The organism is Paraburkholderia megapolitana (assembly GCF_007556815.1).
Classification (GTDB): domain Bacteria; phylum Pseudomonadota; class Gammaproteobacteria; order Burkholderiales; family Burkholderiaceae; genus Paraburkholderia; species Paraburkholderia megapolitana.
Genome location: NZ_CP041743.1, coordinates 857,025 through 874,274 on the forward strand (window position 1 = coordinate 857,025; position 17,250 = coordinate 874,274).

The window sequence follows — 17,250 nt, forward strand, 5'->3', positions numbered from 1 at the left end:
ATTGTCTTGAGGGAATTGAACCAGCAACATCGAGCCGGTCCTACATGTTCCCCGCGGTGAGCCATACATCACTGTCCGAACCTACGCCAAATCTCCAAACCCCGCCAGAATAGCCTGTCACCCAATCCGGGTTCCCGCTCAAACACCATCCTCATCATTTACTTGACATCTAAACTATCGAAGACTAAATTAACCTCGTAACCTACTCGAGGAACGAGCATGCGTATCGTCTGTATCGGGGGCGGCCCGGCGGGGCTGTACTTCGGGCTGTTGATGAAGGGTCGCAATCCGGCTCACGAGGTCACGGTAGTCGAACGCAACCGCCCGTACGACACGTTCGGTTGGGGCGTCGTCTTCTCGGACCAGACGCTCGGCAATCTACGCAATGCCGACGCACCGAGCGCCGACCAGATTCTCGACGCGTTCAACCACTGGGACGACATCGAGATCCATTTCCGCGGCCGGCAAATCCGCTCGTCGGGGCACGGCTTTTGCGGCATCGGCCGCAAACGTCTACTGAATATCCTGCAAGCGCGCTGCGAAGCGCTCGGCGTGAAACTGGTGTTCGAAACCCAGGTCACCGACGACTCCGTCTATCAAGCCGACCTGATCGTCGCCTGCGACGGCGCAAACAGCGCTATCCGCCAGAAGTACGCCGCCACCTATCGCCCCGACATCGACATGCGCGACTGCCGCTTCGTCTGGCTCGGCACGCGCAAGCTGTTCGATGCGTTCACGTTCGCATTCGAAGAAACCGAATGGGGCTGGTTCCAGGCACACGCGTATCGCTTCGACGACGAGACCTCGACGTTCATCGTCGAAACGCCGGAGCATGTCTGGCGCGCGGCCGGCCTCGACAAGATGGAGAAGGAAGAAAGCATCGCGTTCTGCGAGAAGCTTTTTGCGAAGTATCTCGACGGTCAGCCGTTGCTGTCGAATGCCGCGCATCTGCGCGGCTCGTCGCAATGGATTCGTTTCCCGCGCGTCGTCAATCAGGAATGGGTGCATTGGCGCAGCAACGAAGACGGTAGCACTACGCCGATCGTGCTGATGGGCGACGCGGCGCACACCGCGCACTTCTCGATCGGCTCGGGCACGAAGCTCGCACTCGAAGATTCGATCGAACTCGCCAACAGCATCCGCGCGCATAGCGACGATCTCGCCGCAGCGCTCGCGCACTACACAGAGGTGCGCAGCGTCGACGTGCTGCGCATCCAGAATGCCGCGCGCAATTCCACCGAATGGTTCGAGCACGTCAGTCGCTATACGGCGCTCGAGCCCGAGCAGTTCGCGTACTCGCTGCTCACACGCTCGCAACGCATCTCGCACGAAAATCTGCGCGCACGCGACGCCGGTTATCTGTCCACATTCGAAGACTGGCTCGCCGCACGCGCCGGCATCGAACGGCCCGCCGCAAAGCGCTCCGTTCCGCCGATGTTCACACCATTCACACTGCGCGGCGTCACACTGAAAAACCGCGTTGTCGTGTCGCCGATGGCGCAGTACTCGGCGGTCGATGGTGTTGCAGGCGACTATCACCTGATGCATCTCGGCGCCCGCGCCATGGGCGGCGCCGCGCTAGTGATGGCCGAAATGACCTGTGTGTCGCCTGAAGCGCGTATCACGCCGGGCTGCCCCGGCATGTACGCCCCCGAACACCTGACCGCGTGGAAACGCATCGTCGATTTCGTGCATAGCCAGACCGACGCAAAAATCGGCATCCAGCTCGGACATGCCGGTGCAAAAGCGTCGACACGCGTGAGCTGGGAAGGTATCGACCAACCGTTGCATGACGGCAACTGGCCGCTCGTGTCGGCATCACCACAGCAATATCTGCGCGGCATCAGCCAGCAGTCGCGCGAAGCGAGCGTCGACGAGCTGCGCGCAATTCAAGCGCAGTTCGTGCGCTCGACTGAAATGGCTGCGGCTGCCGGCTTCGACTGGCTCGAACTGCACTGTGCGCACGGCTACTTCCTGTCGAGCTTCCTGTCGCCGCTCACCAACCACCGTACCGACGAATACGGCGGCTCGCTGCAAAACCGCCTGCGCTATCCGCTGCAAGTCTTCGCGGCAATCCGCGCCGTATGGCTCGCAGATAAACCGATTTCGATCCGCATTTCCGCGCACGACTGGGTCGACGGCGGAACCACGCCCGACGACGCCGTCGAGATCGCGCGTGCATTCAAGGTGGCAGGCGCGGACATGATCGACGTATCGTCGGGTCAGGTGAGCAAGGAAGAGAAGCCCGTCCACGGTCGCATGTTCCAGACGCCGTTCGCCGATCGCATCCGCAACGAGGCCGGCATTGCAACGATCGCAGTCGGCGCAATTTCGGAAGCCGACCACGTGAACAGCATCATCGCCGCCGGTCGTGCGGACCTGTGTGCAGTGGCGCGACCGCATCTCGCGAATCCGTCGTGGACGCTCAACGAAGCCGCCAAGATCGGTTATTTCGACGTTGCATGGCCGAAGCAATACACGGCGGCCAAGTCGCAACTCGAACGGAACTTCGAGCGCGAACGTGCCGTCGCGCTCGCAAACGCGCAACTGTCACCGCTCGAAATCGCGCAACGCGCGGAAGGTACGGTATGAATACGAGCACGTCTAACTCATCGCTTGCCGGGCAGCATGCGGTCGTTACTGGTGGCGGCAGCGGTATCGGCGCTGCCACTGCGGCCATGCTGCTGCGCGCCGGCGCACGCGTCACGTTGATGGGCCGCGATGCTGCAAGGCTTGCAACGCAGAGCGACCGACTCGCCGCGCCGGACAGCGTCAACAGCGTGAGCGTCGATGTCACGCAGGAGGCCGCAGTCGAAGCGGCGTTCGCAGCCGCTACAACCCGCTTCGGCCCCGTCGACATCCTCATCAACAACGCAGGGCAGGCACAAGCCGCGCCTTTCGCGGCAACCGATACCGCCCTGTGGCAACGGATGCTCGACGTCAATCTGACCGGCGTATTTCTGTGCACGCGCGCCGCGTTGCCGGCGATGCTCGAACGCGGCTTCGGTCGCATCGTCAACATCGCGAGCACTGCCGGCCAGACCGGCTATCCGTATGTCGCCGCTTATTGCGCGGCCAAGCACGGTGTGATCGGTCTCACGCGTTCGCTTGCACGCGAGGTCGCGACTCGCGGCATTACCGTCAATGCCGTGTGTCCGGGTTACACGGAAACCGAACTGCTGCAAGCCTCGCTCGATCAGATCACGAAGAAAACCGAGCGCAGCGAAAAAGAAGCGCGCGATGCGCTGCTGCGCCAGAATCCGCAACGCCGTTTCATCGCCCCCGATGAAGTCGCGAGCACTGTGCTGTGGCTGTGCACAGCGGGCTCCGAATCGGTCACCGGCCAATCGATTTCCATCTCCGGTGGAGAAATCACATGACGCAGGCCGCCAACGCAAAGAAGACCGCCGCCAGCGACGCCAAAGCCGCACGCAAAGGCGTCGAAAAACCCGCCGATAACGTCGTCGACCTCGAGATGAGCACCGGCGCCGACAGCCATATGGGGCTGCGTCTATGGCTGCGCATGCTGACCACGACGAATCTCGTACAAACGGAATTGCGCAGACGCCTGCGCACCGAGTTTGATACGACGTTGCCGCGCTTCGACATGATGGCCCAGCTCGAACGCCATCCCGAAGGCCTGAAGATGACCGAACTCTCGCGCCGTCTGATGGTAACGGGTGGCAACATCACCGGCATTACGGACCAGCTCGAAAACGAAGGATTCGTTGTGCGGGACGTCGATCCGAACGACCGCCGCTCTATCAGCGTACGACTCACACCAGAAGGCCGCGCGTCGTTCGACAAGATGGCGATCGCACACGAGCAATGGGTCGTCGAACTGTTCGGCGGTCTCGGGCTCGATGAAAAATCGCGGATGCATCAGCGTCTCGGCAAGCTCAAGAAGCATCTGCTCGACAACGTCGAGCGCTGATGCGCACGCACTGGAGGAACAACCCATGACTTCACCCGATACCGGCTCGCTCGTCGACAAGCTGCTTGCGGGCAATCGCACGACACTCACCGGCTACGCTGCGCAGCATTTCGGCTGGCGGGTAGTTGACGGCGTCGCGACCGTCACGCTCAATCGCCCCGAACGCAAGAACCCGCTGACGTTCGAGTCGTATGCTGAACTACGCGATCTGTTTCGCCAGCTCGCCTATGCCACCGACGTAAAAACTGTCGTGATTCACGGTGCCGGCGGCAACTTCTGTTCGGGCGGCGACGTGCACGAAATCATCGGGCCGCTGATCGATCTGCCGATGCCCGAGCTGCTGCTCTTCACGCGCATGACCGGCGACCTCGTGAAAGCGATGCGCCATTGTCCGCAACCGATCGTCGCAGCCGTTGACGGTGTCTGCGCTGGCGCCGGCGCGATTCTCGCAATGGCCGCCGACCTGCGACTCGGCACCGCGCGCAGCAAGCTCGCGTTCCTGTTCGCGCGCGTCGGTCTTGCCGGCTGCGACATGGGTGCGTGCTCGATCCTGCCGCGCATCATCGGCCAGGGGCGCGCAGCCGAACTGCTGTTCACCGGTCGCTCCGCAAGCGGTGACGAAGGCTATGCATGGGGCTTCTACAACCGCTTGTGCGAGCCGGATGCATTGCTCGACGAAGCCACACGCCTCGCCACCGACCTTGCAACCGGGCCGACATTCGCACACGGCATCACGAAGAAGATGCTGCACCAGGAATGGAGCATGAGCATCGACGAAGCGATTGAATCGGAAGCACAGGCGCAGGCGATCTGCATGAACACTCGCGATTTCGAGCGTGCGTATCGTGCATTCGCTGCGAAATCGCGCCCTGTGTTCGAAGGAGATTGATGTGAGCGCATCCGTTCAAACCGATCTGCACAGCGCGCTCGCGTGGCCGTTCTTCGAGGACCACCACCGCGTGCTCGCTTCCGACATCGAAAGTTGGGCCGCCACTCATCTGCGCGACGTACCGCACGACGACGTCGATGCGACCTGCCGCAAGCTCGTACGCGATCTCGGCGCTGCCGGCTGGCTGAAGTACGGCGTCGGTGGCACGGCCTACGGCGGTCACGGCGACGGCATCGATGCACGCGCCGTCTGCCTGCTGCGCGAAACGCTCGCAAAACATTCCGGGCTCGCTGACTTCGCGCTCGCGATGCAGGGGCTTGGTTCCGGTGCGATCTCCCTGGCAGGTACGCATGAACAGAAGTCACGCTACCTGCCGCGCGTCGCGAACGGCACTGCCCTCGCCGCCTTTGCGCTCTCGGAGCCCGACGCCGGTTCGGACGTCGCAGCGCTTGCGCTGTCCGCGCGCCTCGACGGTGACGATTGGGTGCTCGACGGCGAAAAGACGTGGATTTCCAATGGCGGCATCGCCGATTTCTACGTGGTCTTCGCCCGCACCGGCGAAGCGCCGGGCGCACGCGGTATCAGCGCATTCATCGTCGACGCCGATACGCCGGGCCTGCAGATCGCCGAACGCATCGATGTGATCGCGCCGCACCCGCTCGCACGACTGCATTTCGCAGGCGCACGCGTGCCGCGCAGCCAGCTGCTCGGCACGCCTGGCGAAGGCTTCAAGATCGCCATGCGCACACTCGATATCTTCCGCACGTCGGTGGCCGCCGCATCGCTCGGCTTCGCACGCCGCGCGATGGCAGAGGGACTTACTCGCGCCGCGTCGCGCAAGATGTTCGGCCAGACGCTCGGCGATTTCCAGTTGACGCAGGCAAAGCTTGCACAGATGGCGCTGACGATCGACAGCAGCGCCCTACTCGTCTATCGCGCGGCATGGCTGCGCGATCAGGGCGAAAACGTCACACGTGAAGCCGCGATGGCGAAGTGGCACGCAAGCGAGGGCGCCCAGCAGGTAATCGACGCAGCCGTACAACTGTGGGGCGGCATGGGCGTGCAAAGCGGTACCGTCGTCGAAACGCTGTATCGCGAGATCCGCGCGCTGCGCATCTACGAAGGCGCTACCGAAGTGCAGCAGTTGATTGTCGGGCGCGATGTGCTGAAGGCGCACGCCGCAAGCATGGAGCAAGCGCGATGAACGCCGCGACGTTCGACATGCCGGTGCGCATCCGCTTCGGCCATTGCGATCCGGCCGGCATCGTGTACTTCCCGCATTACCTGGTGCTCACCAACGCGCTTGTCGAAGACTGGTTCACCGATCGCCTCGGCATCGACTACGCGCATCTGATCGCACAGCGCCGTACCGGCCTGCCGATCGTCAAGCTCGACTGCGAGTTCTCGCGCCCGAGCCGGATGGGCGAGACCGTTACGCTGTCGCTCACGCTCGCATCGGTTGGTCGTCGTTCGCTCGCGATCGACATCGTGTGCCGGTGCGGCGACGAGTTGCGTTTTCGCGCGCATCAGGTGCTGGTGACAACGTCACTTGAAAGCGGTCGCTCGATCGATATACCCGACGATATCGCGGCCGCACTCGCAGCATTCGCACCGACATCCCTCTCTACCGACACTACCGATAACGAGGAAACCCGCTCATGAAACAAGCTCTTCTGCCTGCCGGCTGGACGCCGCCGCGCGGTTATGCGAACGGCGTTGCGGCTAGCGGCGTTCAGGTGTTCATCGCCGGTCAGATCGGCTGGGACGCGCAAAACAACTTTCACACCGATGTATTCGCCGAACAGGCTGTCCGGGCGCTACAGAACGTCGTGGCCGTGCTGCACGAAGCCGGCGGCAAACCCGAACATCTGGTGCGCATGACCTGGTACGTCACCGACAAGCGCGAGTACCTCGCCTCGCTAAAGGACATCGGCCGGGCGTTCCGCGAGCTGATCGGCGACTACGACATCGCCATGAGCGCGGTCCAGGTCGTCGCGTTGATCGAGGATCGCGCGAAGGTCGAGATCGAAGCCACCGCAGTCATTCCCCACGAAGCGCAGTAACGCCCGGGAGCCTCTGATGGAACCGTCTGCACACGTCGACACTTTTGCGCGCGATCATCTGCCGCCGCAGTCGCAATGGCCGGTGTTTCTGCTCGACAACCCGGAGCTCGCTTATCCGGCGCGCTTTAACTGCGCGACCGAACTGCTCGACCGCACGATCGAAACGGGACATCGCGACCGGCCGGCGATCTGGTCTGAAGTCGACGGCAAGCCGCACGCCACGACGTACGGCGAACTGCTCGCGCTGGTGAACCGCACAGCACACGTACTGACGGACAAGATGGGTTTACAGCCCGGCAATCGCGTGCTGCTGCGTGGACCGAACACGTTGCAGATGGCGGTGGCATGTCTTGCTGCGCTGAAAGCGGGTCTCGTCGCCGTACCGACGATGCCGCTGCTGCGCGCCAAGGAACTCAAACAGATCGTCGACAAGGCCGAAGTCTCGGCCGCGCTGTGCGACGCCCGGCTCGCCGATGAACTGGCGCGTTGCCGCGATCCACAAGACGAGTTCTTCTGCCCCGGGCTCACGAAGGTTTGTCTCTTTCACAACGACGCACCCGATTCGCTCGACACGCTCGCCACTACACAACCGGACCATTACGACGCGTGCGACACCGCCGCCGACGATGTCTGCCTGATCGCATTCACCAGCGGTACAACTGGCGCGCCGAAGGGCTGCATGCATTTTCATCGCGACGTACTCGCGATGTGCGACCTGTTTCCGCGCCATGTGCTGAAGCCCTCCGCAGATGACATCTTCTGCGGCACGCCGCCGCTCGCGTTCACGTTCGGACTCGGTGGAGTGCTGTGCTTTCCGCTGCGTGTCGGCGCATCGACGGTATTGATCGAGAAGCTGACACCGGAGACGCTGCTGCAAACCGTCGAACGCTTTCGCGCGACCGTCATGTTCACCGCGCCGACCTTCTACCGGCAGATGGCGCCGCTGATCAGACGCTTCGATACGTCGAGTCTCGTCAAGACAGTATCGGCCGGCGAAGCGCTGCCCGACTCGACGCGCGAACTGTGGCGCAATGCGAGCGGGATCGAGATGATCGACGGTATCGGCGGGACGGAGTTGATCCACATTTTCATTTCGTCGGAAGGCGCGAACGTACGGCCGCATGCCATTGGTCGCGCGATACCGGGTTACACGGTGTGCGCGGTCGACGACGACATGCAGCCCGTGCCGCCCGGCCAGATCGGTAAGCTCGCTGTGCGCGGACCAACCGGCTGCCGCTATCTCGCCGACGACCGGCAGTTGAAGTTCGTGCGCGACGGCTGGAACCTGCCCGGCGATGCTGTCTACCTCGACGAAGACGGCTACGTGTTCTACCAGGCGCGCGCCGACGACATGATTGTTTCGTCGGGCTACAACATCTCCGGGCCGGAAGTGGAGAGCGTGCTGATGCAGCATGCGGCCGTTGCGGAGTGCGGTGTGATCGGTGTGCCGGACGAAACCCGCGGACAGATCGTGAAGGCATTTGTCGTGCTGCATCCGGGCTTCAACGCAGGCGACACGCTCGCTACCGAGTTGCAGGACTTCGTCAAACGCACCGTCGCGCCGTACAAATACCCACGCGTGATCGCCTTTGTCGACGCGTTACCGCGCACCGAAACGGGCAAGTTGAAGCGCTTTGCATTGCGCACGATGTAACGCACCGATGTAACGGCGCACAGCCGGACAAATAGAGCCACGGCTCGGTCGGGTGTCGATATGATGGTGCCTCGCCGCCACTCTCCCGAGCCGCCATGCTGACTGTCCATCACCTGAACAACTCCCGTTCGCAGCGCGTCCTGTGGCTGCTCGAAGAACTCGGTGTGCCATACGAGATCAAGCGCTACGAGCGCGATCCGAAGACGATGCTCGCTCCGCCCGAACTGCGCGCGATCCATCCGCTTGGCAAATCGCCGGTCATTACCGACGATGGGCAAACCATCGCCGAATCCGGCGCGATCATCGAATACCTGCTGGACCGCTATGGCAACGGCCGGCTCGCGCCGCCGGCAGGCACACCCGAACGCCAGCGCTTCACCTACTGGATGCATTACGCGGAAGGATCTCTGATGCCGCCGATGCTGCTGAAGCTCGTTGCGTTGCGCATCGCGAGCGCGCCGATGCCGTTCTTTGCGAAGCCGATTGCGAGGAAGATCTCCAGCACGTTGCAATCGAGTTTCGTCGATCCGCAGATTGGATTGCATCTGTCGTATATCGACGATGCGCTGCGGCCAACTGGCTGGTTTGTTGGCAACGATCTCAGCGCCGCCGATATCCAGATGAGTTTTCCGCTCGAGGCTGCTACAGCGCGCGGCGGCTTCAAGGACAAATTCCCCGCGCTGAACAGCTTCGTCGAACGGATTCATGCACGGCCCGCGTATAAGCGCGCGCTCGAACGCGGCGGTCCGTACCAACTGCTGAGCTAACCGCTAACCGTTCGCCGCATCCAGCTGCGCACGCTCGCTCGGCGCAGCCGGCTCCGGCAATGTGAAGAGCGACAGAAAACGTTTCACCGCCGCCTTGTTGCCTTCGATCTGAACATCGCCCGCGCGCAGCGCTTCGTCGAGCTTACGTCCACCGTAAGCGATTGCAGCAAGCGTGTCCGGATCGCTTTCGATAATCGCATCGGGTTGGTCCGCGTTGCCGCGCCCGATCGCCAACTGGCCGTCGTCGATCCGCGCATCAAAGCGGTACGCGCCCATTCGCAGTTCATAACGGGCGTCGAGTCCGGCCGCTGCGTCCTCGTCGAACATCGTTCTGAACGACAGGATCAGCGAATCGATGCTCATCGGTAAATCGCGTGGCAGCGTCGGCGAGCGAGCGCCCCAGCGCCCTAACTCCATCATGATCGGACCCAGTTCCTGTCCCCATTCGGTCAGCTCGTACACCCACACGCCCGCCGGCGGCGGCAGCTGACGCCGACGTACGACGGCTGCCAGCTCCAGCTCGTCGAGACGCTGCGTGAGCACGTTCGGGCTGATGGTCGGCAGGCCGGCGCGCAGATCGGTAAAGCGCTTTGGCCCGAGAACCAGTTCGCGCACGACGAGCAGCGCCCATCGTTCGCCGACCAGATCGAGCGCATGCGAACTTGCGCAACCGTCGTTATAGCTTCGTTTGATGGCCATGACACCGTCGCTCAAAAGACATACTGTGCGGCAGTATAGCCCACCAATCAAGGATCAGGAATCGTTAGTTGTTTTTTAGGAGTAACGAATGCTAGACTGGAATTTCCCTATCCTGACCAGGAGTTGATCATGTCGAGACCCGATCCGTACCTGATGTTCGACGGCAATTGCACAGAAGCCATGCGTTTCTACGAACGCACGCTGGGCGGCAAGATCGAGGCCATGCTGAAAACCAGCGACACCCCGATCGCGCACCAGATGCCGGCCGCCAGCGCCGGGCGTATCATGCACGCGGCACTCGAATTCGATGGCGGGATGTTGATGGCGTCGGACACGATGATGGGCGAGCCGTATGAAGGCATGAAGGGTTTCATGCTGGCGCTGCGGTATTCGACCGTTGCCGAAGCGGAACGCGTCTTTGCCGCACTCAGCGAGGGCGGTAACGTCACGATGCCGATGCAAAAGACCTTCTGGGCCGAGTCGTTTGGCATGGTGGTCGATCGCTTTGGTACGTCGTGGGCAATCAACGGTGTGCCGGTCGCACCCGATGCGCTGTGCAAGCAGTCGTAGGCGTCACACACAAAACGTAGGAGCAACTGCATGACCCACAATATAGAGGGCCGCAAGCGCTGGCTCGCGCTCATTGTGCTCTGTCTCGGCGTGCTGATGATCGTGCTCGACACGACCATCGTTAATGTCGCACTGCCGTCGATCGCAACCGATCTCGGCTTCTCCGAGACCTCGCTCGTGTGGGTTGTGAATGCATACATGCTGACGTTTGGCGGCTTTCTGCTGCTGGGCGGGCGCCTCGGCGACCTGTATGGGCACCGCAGGCTGTTTCTCGGTGGCATCGTGCTGTTTACGGTGGCGTCGCTTGCGTGTGGGCTCTCGAACTCGCAGGTGCTGCTGGTCTGTGCGCGCGCTGTGCAGGGGTTGGGTGGCGCGGTGGTGTCGGCGGTGTCGCTGTCGTTGATCATGAATCTGTTCACCGAGCCCGCTGAGCGCGCGAAGGCGATGGGCATCTACGGCTTCGTGTGCGCGGGCGGCGGCAGTATCGGTGTGCTGCTCGGCGGCCTGCTGACCAACGTACTGAGCTGGCACTGGATCTTCCTCGTCAATCTGCCTATCGGCATTGCGGTTTACGCATTGTGTATCGGCCTGCTGCCCGACGGCCGCGGCCATGCGGAAGGCGAAAAGCTCGACGTGGCCGGCGCCGCGACAATCACAGTTTCGCTGATGCTCGCGGTCTATGCGATCGTCAATGGCAACGAGGCAGGCTGGACTTCGGCACAAACGCTCGGGCTGCTGGCCGTCGCGGTCGTGCTGTTTGCGGTGTTCCTGCTGATCGAGGCACGCGTACAGCATCCGCTGATGCCGCTCGGCCTGTTCCGCCTGCGCAACGTCGCGGTGGCCAACGTGGCTGCTGTGCTATGGGCCGCGGCGATGTTCGCGTGGTTCTTCATCTCGGCACTGTATCTGCAGCGCGTACTCGGTTACCGGCCGCTGCAGGTCGGCCTCGCCTTCCTTCCCGCCAACGTGATCATGGCGTTCTTCTCGCTGGGCCTGTCGGCAAAATTCGTGATGCGCTTCGGTATCCGGATACCGCTCGCCGTGGGGCTCGGTATCGCTGCCGTGGGTCTGTTGCTGTTTGCTCGCGCACCGGTCGATGGACACTTCGTCGTCGACACCTTGCCCGGCATGCTGCTGCTCGGCTTCGGTGCCGGCATCGCGTTCAACCCAATGCTGCTCGCCGCCATGAGCGACGTCGAACCGGGCGAGTCGGGTCTTGCTTCGGGTATGGTCAACACCTCGTTCATGATGGGCGGCGCACTCGGTCTCGCCGTGCTGGCAAGTCTCGCCGCGGCACGCAGTGAAACGCTCTCTGCGGCACACGCGCCGGAAGCGGTGGCGCTAAACGGCGGTTATCACGTGGCGTTCGTGTTTGGCGCGGTGTTTGCGGCGCTCGCAGCACTCGTGGGTGGGCTCTTTCTGCGCGTGGGCCGGCACGCAGGTGCGCCCGAAGCAGCGCACGGCGCGCAGGCCGACGACACCGGTGCGGCAACCGGCAATACGTGACACGAAGGGGCGGTGCGTGGCATCGCCCTTCGCGTCAGCTTCATCTGAGCAAGATCGATCAAATGAGCGGCAACGACGCTAGCTATGCTGGCTTCATGCTGACATGAGAGTTGACGATGAACCCGGTAGGCAAGGCACTCTGGTTTATCGAAAGCCACTTCGCGAAAGAGCTGACGCTCGATGACATCGCGAACGGCGGATGCGTGTCGCGCTTTCATCTGGCGCGCGCATTCGAAGCGGCAACCGGCTACCCCGTGATGCGCTATGTACGCGGACGCCGGTTGACGGAAGCGGCCCGGCACCTGGCCGACGGTGCGCCGGATATCCTGGCGGTCGCGGTCGAAGCGGGCTACGGCTCTCATGAGGCATTCACGCGCGCGTTTCGCGAGCAGTTCGGGCTCACGCCCGAGGCGGTGCGCGCACAGGGCCGTGTCGACGGTCTCACTCTCATGGAGCCGCTCAGAATGAATCAAACCTTGCTCACCGATCTGGCGCCGCCGCGCTTCGAAACAGGTGCTCCGCTTTGCATCGCGGGGCTCAGCGAACGCTACACGTGCGACACCAGCTCCGGCATTCCCGCGCAATGGCAACGCTTTTCCGCTCACTTCGGCAACGTATCCGGCCAGGTCGGTATGGTCGCGTACGGCGTCTGCTACAACGCCGATGAAAGCGGCAATTTCGACTACATGTGCGGCGTCGAAGTACGCGATTTTTCTGGCGTGTCGGCGCCCCTCACACATCTGCGAATTCCCGGGCAGCGCTATGCGGTGTTTGCGCATCGCGAGCATGTTTCGACGATCCGCCGCACGTGGAGCACGATCTGGAACAAGTGGCTGCCGGAGTCGGGCCATGCGCCCGCCGACGCGCCCTCGTTCGAGCGCTACGACGAAGCGTTCGATCCTGTCACCGGTATGGGCGGTTTCGAAATCTGGTTGCCGCTGAAAAGCTGACGCTCAGGCTGCGGCGGTCACCACCCGCAGCGACTCCACGCCCCGCAGGTTATTGCGCGGATGCCAGATCAACTGATCCAGATTGGTCGGTTGCATGTCCGGAAAGCGACTCAGCAACGCGCCGATCGCCACTTCGATTTCAAGCTGCGCGAGCCGCGCGCCGAGGCAATAGTGAATGCCGCCGCCAAACGCCAGTGACGGTACGTTGCCCTCGCGGCTGAAATCGAGCTGATCGGGATGCGCAAACACCGCGGGGTCGCGATTCGCCGCGCCGACCAGCATGAACACGATGGTTCCGCGTGCGAGGGTAGCGTCACCGATCGCGACGTCCTCAAGCGCGGTACGTACCACCATCTGAACCGAGCTGTCGTAACGCATGCATTCCGTGATCGCCTTCGGAATCAGTGCTGGGTCGCGCTTGAGCGCAAGGAGCTGCACCGGCTGACGGAACAGTGCGATAAATGCATTGCCGATCATGTTCGACGTGGTTTCGTGGCCGGCGATGAACAACAGGATCACGTTCGAAATGATTTCCTCGTCGCTCAGCGTCGCGCCGTCGTCCTCGACGCTCACCAGCGAGGAAATGATGTCGTCGCCAGGGCTGGCACGCCGCTGCTCGACCACTTGCCGGAAATACCATTCAAGCGTGAGCGCGGCTTCGTTCGCCTCGGCTAGCCGCGCTTCGTCGAGCGGCGCGAGATCGAATGCGGCGATCAGACGGCTGGCTGCCGCGCCGAGTTTCAGGCCATCCGCCGGCGAAATACCCAGCAGACGACAAATGATTTCAACCGGCAACGGCAATGCGTATTCGGCAACCAGATCGAATTCGGCTTTCGAGCCGATCCTGGCGAGAAGATCGTCGCTCGTCATCTCGACGATTTCCCTCAGCTTTTCAATCTGTTTCGCATTGAAAGCCTTCATCAGAAGCGTTCTCAACCTGGTGTGAGAAGGCGGATTCATCATCAGGAAGGTCCGGCTCAATGCCTGAAACACGGGGTACTGGGTCGCCGCTTCCCCGTAACGCACGCTCACGCTTTGCAGATAGGTTTTGCCCATGCGCCGGTCGCGCAGCAACGCATCGATGATTTCAAAACGGCCCGTCACCAGGACGTTGGGCGCAACGGGCAGCAGCGGGCCCGCTTCACGCACCTTCTCGTATATCGGGTAAGGATCGGTGAAAAAGGCCGGCGATGAAAAGCTTGCGAAATTCATCATGCAGGTGGATTCCAGAAAGACGGTTGGACGATCGTTCGCGCTGCATACATCAGCGATAACGGTTGGCGAGCCCATTTATTTCACTACCGCAGCGGATTTTTACCGAAGAAGGTCTGTTTCCGCACCGCCTTCTTTGTATCTCAATGTATCTGCACCACCCGCCGGTACACAACGATTCGCTAGCGCCCATTGCGGACATAAGCCAGATACGTCCCGGGAGCCAAATACCTCCAAGCCAGTTTATCTGGCTTTGCTAACCCGAAACGCAGACGGGTGTTTGCGTCCAGAACCATTCTCTTGAGGTGAAAATCATGAAAGTTATTCAATCGCTCATCGTCGCTGCTGTTGTCGCTCTCCCGGCCCTGTCGTTCGCCCAATCGAATCAACCGTTGACCCGCGCGGAAGTCCGCGCACAACTGGTCGAACTGGAACAGGCCGGCTACAACCCCTCCAGCGATCAAACGCAATATCCGGCGAACATCCAGGCAGCTCAGGCACGTCTCGATGCCCAGAAGGGCCTGACGGCATCGTCGTATGGCTCAGCAGCGGCAGGCACCTCGGCGTCGGGCTTCCACTCGTCGGAAGACAATGTCGTCGGTCTCGGCCCGATTTACGCCAAGCCGTAACGTGAAGCGTAAGGTCCGGGCGGTGGCGCTCCCGCTCGCCCGGTCTTACGAAATGTTGCTTCAGCTCTCCGGTGCGTGCGTTTCGTGCACCGTCTCGCGCATTGTCGTGCATTTCCTCCTGCGCTTTCCTAGCTTGAACGTCGGCTTGCTCTGCGGTCTGCGGTGACGACAGGGGTGGGTGACGCGTCTTCTCCCCAGGCGAGCGTGGGCTTCGCAAAGCTCATCGAGCTACACAAGGGGAATCACCATGTCTGACCAGATCAACAGTCGTCGGCGGCGTCTGCTCGGCACGACGATGGCCGGTATCAGCCTGATGGAACTGGGGTTGAGTGGACTCGCTCGTGCGCAGTCCACCGACACGCCTGCGGGCTCCCACACCGTTTCGTTCGAGAACCTGCGGCAAGTCAACGCGGGCACGCTCAGCATCGGCTACGCGGAAGCGGGTCCGCAGAATGGAACGGTTGTTATCCTGCTGCACGGCTGGCCCTACGACATTTATAGCTTCGCCGAGGTCACGCCGTTGCTCGCGGCCGCCGGCTACCGGGTCATCGTGCCGTATCTGCGCGGGTATGGATCGACGCGGTTTCTCTCTGCTGATACACCGCGCAATGGTCAACAGGCAGTCATTGCAGTAGACATCATTGCGCTGATGGACGCCCTGAAAATCGATCAGGCTATTTTCGGCGGTTTCGACTGGGGTGCCCGCACGGCAAATATCATCGCCGCATTGTGGCCGCAGCGCTGCAAGGCGATGGTGTCGGTGAGCGGTTATCTGATCGGCAGCCAGGAAGCCAACCAGACACCGCTGCCGCCGAAGGCCGAGCAGACATGGTGGTATCTGTTCTATTTCGCCACCGAGCGCGGCCACGCCGGCTACGACGCAAACCGCCACGATTTCAACAAGCTGATCTGGCGCACCGCATCGCCGAAATGGAATTTCGACGATGCGACGTACGATCGTTCCGCCGAGTCGTTCAACAACCCGGATCATGTCGCGGTGGTGATTCACAACTATCGCTGGCGTCTGGGGCTCGTTAAAGGCGAAGCGCAATACGACGACCTCGAGCAGCGCCTGGCGAAGGCGCCGACTATTTCCGTTCCGACCATCACGATGGAAGGCGATGCCAATGGTGCGCCACATCCGGACCCTGCCGCCTATGCGAAGAAGTTCACGGGCAAGTATGCGCATCGAAACATCGGCGGCGGCATAGGGCATAACCTGCCGCAGGAAGCGCCGAAGGCGTTCGCCGATGCGGTCATCGATGTCGCGCGTTTTTAGGTTGAAGGTTTAAACGAACAACCGCTTGGGTTGTGCTGTCGATGCGTGAGCAAGTCGTCTACAAAGAGCCGGGCCGCAGCGATCTTATCTATCGCTGCGGCCCGTTTGTTCGTTGCGGCGCTAGCCCGGCACCACGCGATGCGTGCGTTAGCTCTTCTGAGCGAGCAGCGTCTGAATCGCCGCTTCCGTCTGCGCGTAGTCGCCCTCACCGAAGTGCGTATAGACCACCTGCCCTTTCTTGTCGATCAGATAGAACGCAGGCCAGTACTGGTTATCGTAGGCGCGCCACGTCGCGTACTGGTTGTCCTGCGCCACCGGATAAGTAATGCCGAAACGCTTGATCGCCGTCTTGACGTTGTCCGTATCGCGCTCGAACGGATATTCGGGTGTGTGGACACCAACGACAACCAGTCCCTGATCCTTGTACTTCTGGTTCCAGCTTTTCACGTAGGGCAGCGTGTTGATGCAGTTGATGCACGTATAAGTCCAGAAATCGACCAGTACGACCTTGCCGCGCAGCTTCTGGATAGTGAGCGGATCGCTGTTCAGCCATGTCGAGATGCCGGTGAATTCGGGTGCGGTCGAGACGCTCTTATGCGGCTCGGCGACGCCCGTGGTGCCGGTGGCCGCCGTTGCGGCGATGGTGACCGCGGTTGCAGCCAGGGTAGCGGCCACGGCAAATTTTTGCAGTCGATTCAGCATGTCACAGTCCTTTGAGGATAGGGAATAAGGCGCCAATCCGCGCGGCGATCGACACGTCGTGCTGGCGATCGATGGCGAGCGCGGTCAGCATCACCGGCGGGATGCGCGGTGACGCGATCGTCAGCAGCCCGGCAGGCAGGGCAAGTGGGAATTCAGGGAGACTCTGCATGTCCAGCGTTCCAGCGGGCGATGGCTGTATTGGAACGTCGGCCGGTATCTGGCTTGTGTCGGGCACACCGTGCGAGTGCAACGCTTTGTGTATGGCGGCGGGCTGGATACATTGCGCGACAAATCGGCGGTCGGGCAAGGTTTCATGGGCAAAAAAAGACCTCCTGAGAAAGGAGGTCATTCAATAAACGAGTGGGCAGCTTCTGAGGCTTGACTGAGAGATGTCGC

At 61.9% G+C, this 17,250-nt stretch carries 18 protein-coding genes; 14 read left to right on the plus strand and 4 right to left on the minus strand.

What is annotated here, in order from left to right:
* Window positions 1-219 precede the first annotated feature (219 nt).
* From FNZ07_RS03630 to FNZ07_RS03670, 9 genes are all read left to right on the plus strand, one after another.
* Window positions 220-2,592: a bifunctional salicylyl-CoA 5-hydroxylase/oxidoreductase gene (locus tag FNZ07_RS03630; protein WP_091008594.1), complete on the plus strand. Its 2,373-nt coding sequence runs from the start codon at window positions 220-222 to the stop codon at window positions 2,590-2,592.
* Window positions 2,589-3,380, plus strand: a complete 792-nt coding sequence (locus tag FNZ07_RS03635) for an SDR family NAD(P)-dependent oxidoreductase (RefSeq protein WP_091008597.1) — start codon at window positions 2,589-2,591, stop codon at window positions 3,378-3,380. The genes FNZ07_RS03630 and FNZ07_RS03635 overlap by 4 nt, the downstream gene beginning before the upstream one ends.
* Window positions 3,377-3,934 carry a MarR family winged helix-turn-helix transcriptional regulator gene (locus FNZ07_RS03640; protein ID WP_091008601.1) on the plus strand — a complete coding sequence of 186 codons (558 nt, stop codon included), beginning with the start codon at window positions 3,377-3,379 and terminating at the stop codon, window positions 3,932-3,934. Before FNZ07_RS03635 ends, FNZ07_RS03640 begins: the two co-directional genes overlap by 4 nt.
* Before the next feature lie 25 nt (window positions 3,935-3,959).
* Window positions 3,960-4,823 carry an enoyl-CoA hydratase family protein gene (locus FNZ07_RS03645; RefSeq protein WP_091008603.1) on the plus strand — a complete coding sequence of 288 codons (864 nt, stop codon included), beginning with the start codon at window positions 3,960-3,962 and terminating at the stop codon, window positions 4,821-4,823.
* A 1-nt stretch (window position 4,824) separates the two neighbouring features.
* Complete coding sequence (locus FNZ07_RS03650) at window positions 4,825-6,027, plus strand: acyl-CoA dehydrogenase family protein (protein WP_091008605.1); 1,203 nt, start codon at window positions 4,825-4,827, stop codon at window positions 6,025-6,027.
* Window positions 6,024-6,485, plus strand: coding sequence for an acyl-CoA thioesterase (locus FNZ07_RS03655; protein ID WP_091008608.1), 462 nt, complete (start codon window positions 6,024-6,026; stop codon window positions 6,483-6,485). The genes FNZ07_RS03650 and FNZ07_RS03655 overlap by 4 nt, the downstream gene beginning before the upstream one ends.
* Window positions 6,482-6,886 (plus strand): RidA family protein, encoded by a 405-nt coding sequence (locus tag FNZ07_RS03660; RefSeq protein ID WP_091008611.1) that lies wholly within the window; start codon window positions 6,482-6,484, stop codon window positions 6,884-6,886. The genes FNZ07_RS03655 and FNZ07_RS03660 overlap by 4 nt, the downstream gene beginning before the upstream one ends.
* Before the next feature lie 16 nt (window positions 6,887-6,902).
* Window positions 6,903-8,540 carry an AMP-binding protein gene (locus FNZ07_RS03665; RefSeq protein ID WP_091008614.1) on the plus strand — a complete coding sequence of 546 codons (1,638 nt, stop codon included), beginning with the start codon at window positions 6,903-6,905 and terminating at the stop codon, window positions 8,538-8,540.
* A gap of 95 nt (window positions 8,541-8,635) precedes the next feature.
* Window positions 8,636-9,307: a glutathione S-transferase family protein gene (locus tag FNZ07_RS03670; protein WP_091008616.1), complete on the plus strand. Its 672-nt coding sequence runs from the start codon at window positions 8,636-8,638 to the stop codon at window positions 9,305-9,307.
* Between the two features lie 3 nt (window positions 9,308-9,310).
* Here FNZ07_RS03670 and FNZ07_RS03675 read toward each other — a convergent pair whose 3' ends face one another.
* Window positions 9,311-10,006 (minus strand): winged helix-turn-helix transcriptional regulator, encoded by a 696-nt coding sequence (locus FNZ07_RS03675; protein ID WP_091008619.1) that lies wholly within the window; start codon window positions 10,004-10,006, stop codon window positions 9,311-9,313.
* A 129-nt stretch (window positions 10,007-10,135) separates the two neighbouring features.
* Here FNZ07_RS03675 and FNZ07_RS03680 point away from each other — a divergent pair, with 129 nt between their 5' ends.
* From FNZ07_RS03680 to FNZ07_RS03690, 3 genes are all read left to right on the plus strand, one after another.
* A complete protein-coding gene (locus FNZ07_RS03680; protein ID WP_091008622.1) occupies window positions 10,136-10,576 on the plus strand; it encodes a VOC family protein in 441 nt (146 codons plus the stop codon).
* 30 nt (window positions 10,577-10,606) lie between these two features.
* Window positions 10,607-12,082 carry a DHA2 family efflux MFS transporter permease subunit gene (locus FNZ07_RS03685; protein WP_091008626.1) on the plus strand — a complete coding sequence of 492 codons (1,476 nt, stop codon included), beginning with the start codon at window positions 10,607-10,609 and terminating at the stop codon, window positions 12,080-12,082.
* 116 nt (window positions 12,083-12,198) lie between these two features.
* The gene (locus tag FNZ07_RS03690) at window positions 12,199-13,032 is read left to right on the plus strand and encodes an AraC family transcriptional regulator (protein ID WP_091008628.1); all 834 of its coding nucleotides are present in this window, start codon (window positions 12,199-12,201) and stop codon (window positions 13,030-13,032) included.
* Between the two features lie 3 nt (window positions 13,033-13,035).
* On the opposite strand, the gene FNZ07_RS03695 is transcribed toward FNZ07_RS03690, so the two are convergent.
* Entirely contained in the window at window positions 13,036-14,244 is a 1,209-nt protein-coding gene (locus FNZ07_RS03695) for a cytochrome P450 (RefSeq protein ID WP_091008968.1), read from the minus strand.
* Between the two features lie 314 nt (window positions 14,245-14,558).
* Here FNZ07_RS03695 and FNZ07_RS03700 point away from each other — a divergent pair, with 314 nt between their 5' ends.
* Together FNZ07_RS03700 and FNZ07_RS03705 are read left to right on the plus strand one after the other, a co-directional pair.
* Complete coding sequence (locus FNZ07_RS03700; protein ID WP_091008631.1) at window positions 14,559-14,873, plus strand: DUF4148 domain-containing protein; 315 nt, start codon at window positions 14,559-14,561, stop codon at window positions 14,871-14,873.
* A gap of 247 nt (window positions 14,874-15,120) precedes the next feature.
* The gene (locus FNZ07_RS03705; protein WP_091008635.1) at window positions 15,121-16,152 is read left to right on the plus strand and encodes an alpha/beta fold hydrolase; all 1,032 of its coding nucleotides are present in this window, start codon (window positions 15,121-15,123) and stop codon (window positions 16,150-16,152) included.
* Between the two features lie 147 nt (window positions 16,153-16,299).
* Here the strand turns inward: FNZ07_RS03705 and FNZ07_RS03710 are convergent, their stop codons facing one another.
* On the minus strand, window positions 16,300-16,854 hold the full coding sequence (locus FNZ07_RS03710; RefSeq protein WP_091008638.1) for a thioredoxin family protein: 555 nt from the start codon (window positions 16,852-16,854) through the stop codon (window positions 16,300-16,302).
* Between the two features lies 1 nt (window position 16,855).
* A complete protein-coding gene (locus tag FNZ07_RS03715; RefSeq protein WP_143098025.1) occupies window positions 16,856-17,203 on the minus strand; it encodes a hypothetical protein in 348 nt (115 codons plus the stop codon).
* Between the last annotated feature and the right edge of the window lie 47 nt (window positions 17,204-17,250).

Excerpts from the sequence above, each read along its gene's own strand:
- FNZ07_RS03640 (WP_091008601.1), top strand. The coding sequence starts at position 3,377 with ATGACGCAGGCCGCCAACGCAAAGAAGACCGCCGCCAGCGACGCCAAA.
- FNZ07_RS03710 (WP_091008638.1), bottom strand. The coding sequence starts at position 16,854 with ATGCTGAATCGACTGCAAAAATTTGCCGTGGCCGCTACCCTGGCTGCA.
- FNZ07_RS03680 (WP_091008622.1), top strand. The coding sequence starts at position 10,136 with ATGTCGAGACCCGATCCGTACCTGATGTTCGACGGCAATTGCACAGAA.
- FNZ07_RS03655 (WP_091008608.1), top strand. The coding sequence starts at position 6,024 with ATGAACGCCGCGACGTTCGACATGCCGGTGCGCATCCGCTTCGGCCAT.
- FNZ07_RS03695 (WP_091008968.1), bottom strand. The coding sequence starts at position 14,244 with ATGAATTTCGCAAGCTTTTCATCGCCGGCCTTTTTCACCGATCCTTAC.
- FNZ07_RS03705 (WP_091008635.1), top strand. The coding sequence starts at position 15,121 with ATGTCTGACCAGATCAACAGTCGTCGGCGGCGTCTGCTCGGCACGACG.
- FNZ07_RS03670 (WP_091008616.1), top strand. The coding sequence starts at position 8,636 with ATGCTGACTGTCCATCACCTGAACAACTCCCGTTCGCAGCGCGTCCTG.
- FNZ07_RS03675 (WP_091008619.1), bottom strand. The coding sequence starts at position 10,006 with ATGGCCATCAAACGAAGCTATAACGACGGTTGCGCAAGTTCGCATGCG.
- FNZ07_RS03630 (WP_091008594.1), top strand. The coding sequence starts at position 220 with ATGCGTATCGTCTGTATCGGGGGCGGCCCGGCGGGGCTGTACTTCGGG.
- FNZ07_RS03685 (WP_091008626.1), top strand. The coding sequence starts at position 10,607 with ATGACCCACAATATAGAGGGCCGCAAGCGCTGGCTCGCGCTCATTGTG.
- FNZ07_RS03660 (WP_091008611.1), top strand. The coding sequence starts at position 6,482 with ATGAAACAAGCTCTTCTGCCTGCCGGCTGGACGCCGCCGCGCGGTTAT.
- FNZ07_RS03690 (WP_091008628.1), top strand. The coding sequence starts at position 12,199 with ATGAACCCGGTAGGCAAGGCACTCTGGTTTATCGAAAGCCACTTCGCG.
- FNZ07_RS03665 (WP_091008614.1), top strand. The coding sequence starts at position 6,903 with ATGGAACCGTCTGCACACGTCGACACTTTTGCGCGCGATCATCTGCCG.
- FNZ07_RS03635 (WP_091008597.1), top strand. The coding sequence starts at position 2,589 with ATGAATACGAGCACGTCTAACTCATCGCTTGCCGGGCAGCATGCGGTC.
- FNZ07_RS03715 (WP_143098025.1), bottom strand. The coding sequence starts at position 17,203 with ATGACCTCCTTTCTCAGGAGGTCTTTTTTTGCCCATGAAACCTTGCCC.
- FNZ07_RS03700 (WP_091008631.1), top strand. The coding sequence starts at position 14,559 with ATGAAAGTTATTCAATCGCTCATCGTCGCTGCTGTTGTCGCTCTCCCG.
- FNZ07_RS03645 (WP_091008603.1), top strand. The coding sequence starts at position 3,960 with ATGACTTCACCCGATACCGGCTCGCTCGTCGACAAGCTGCTTGCGGGC.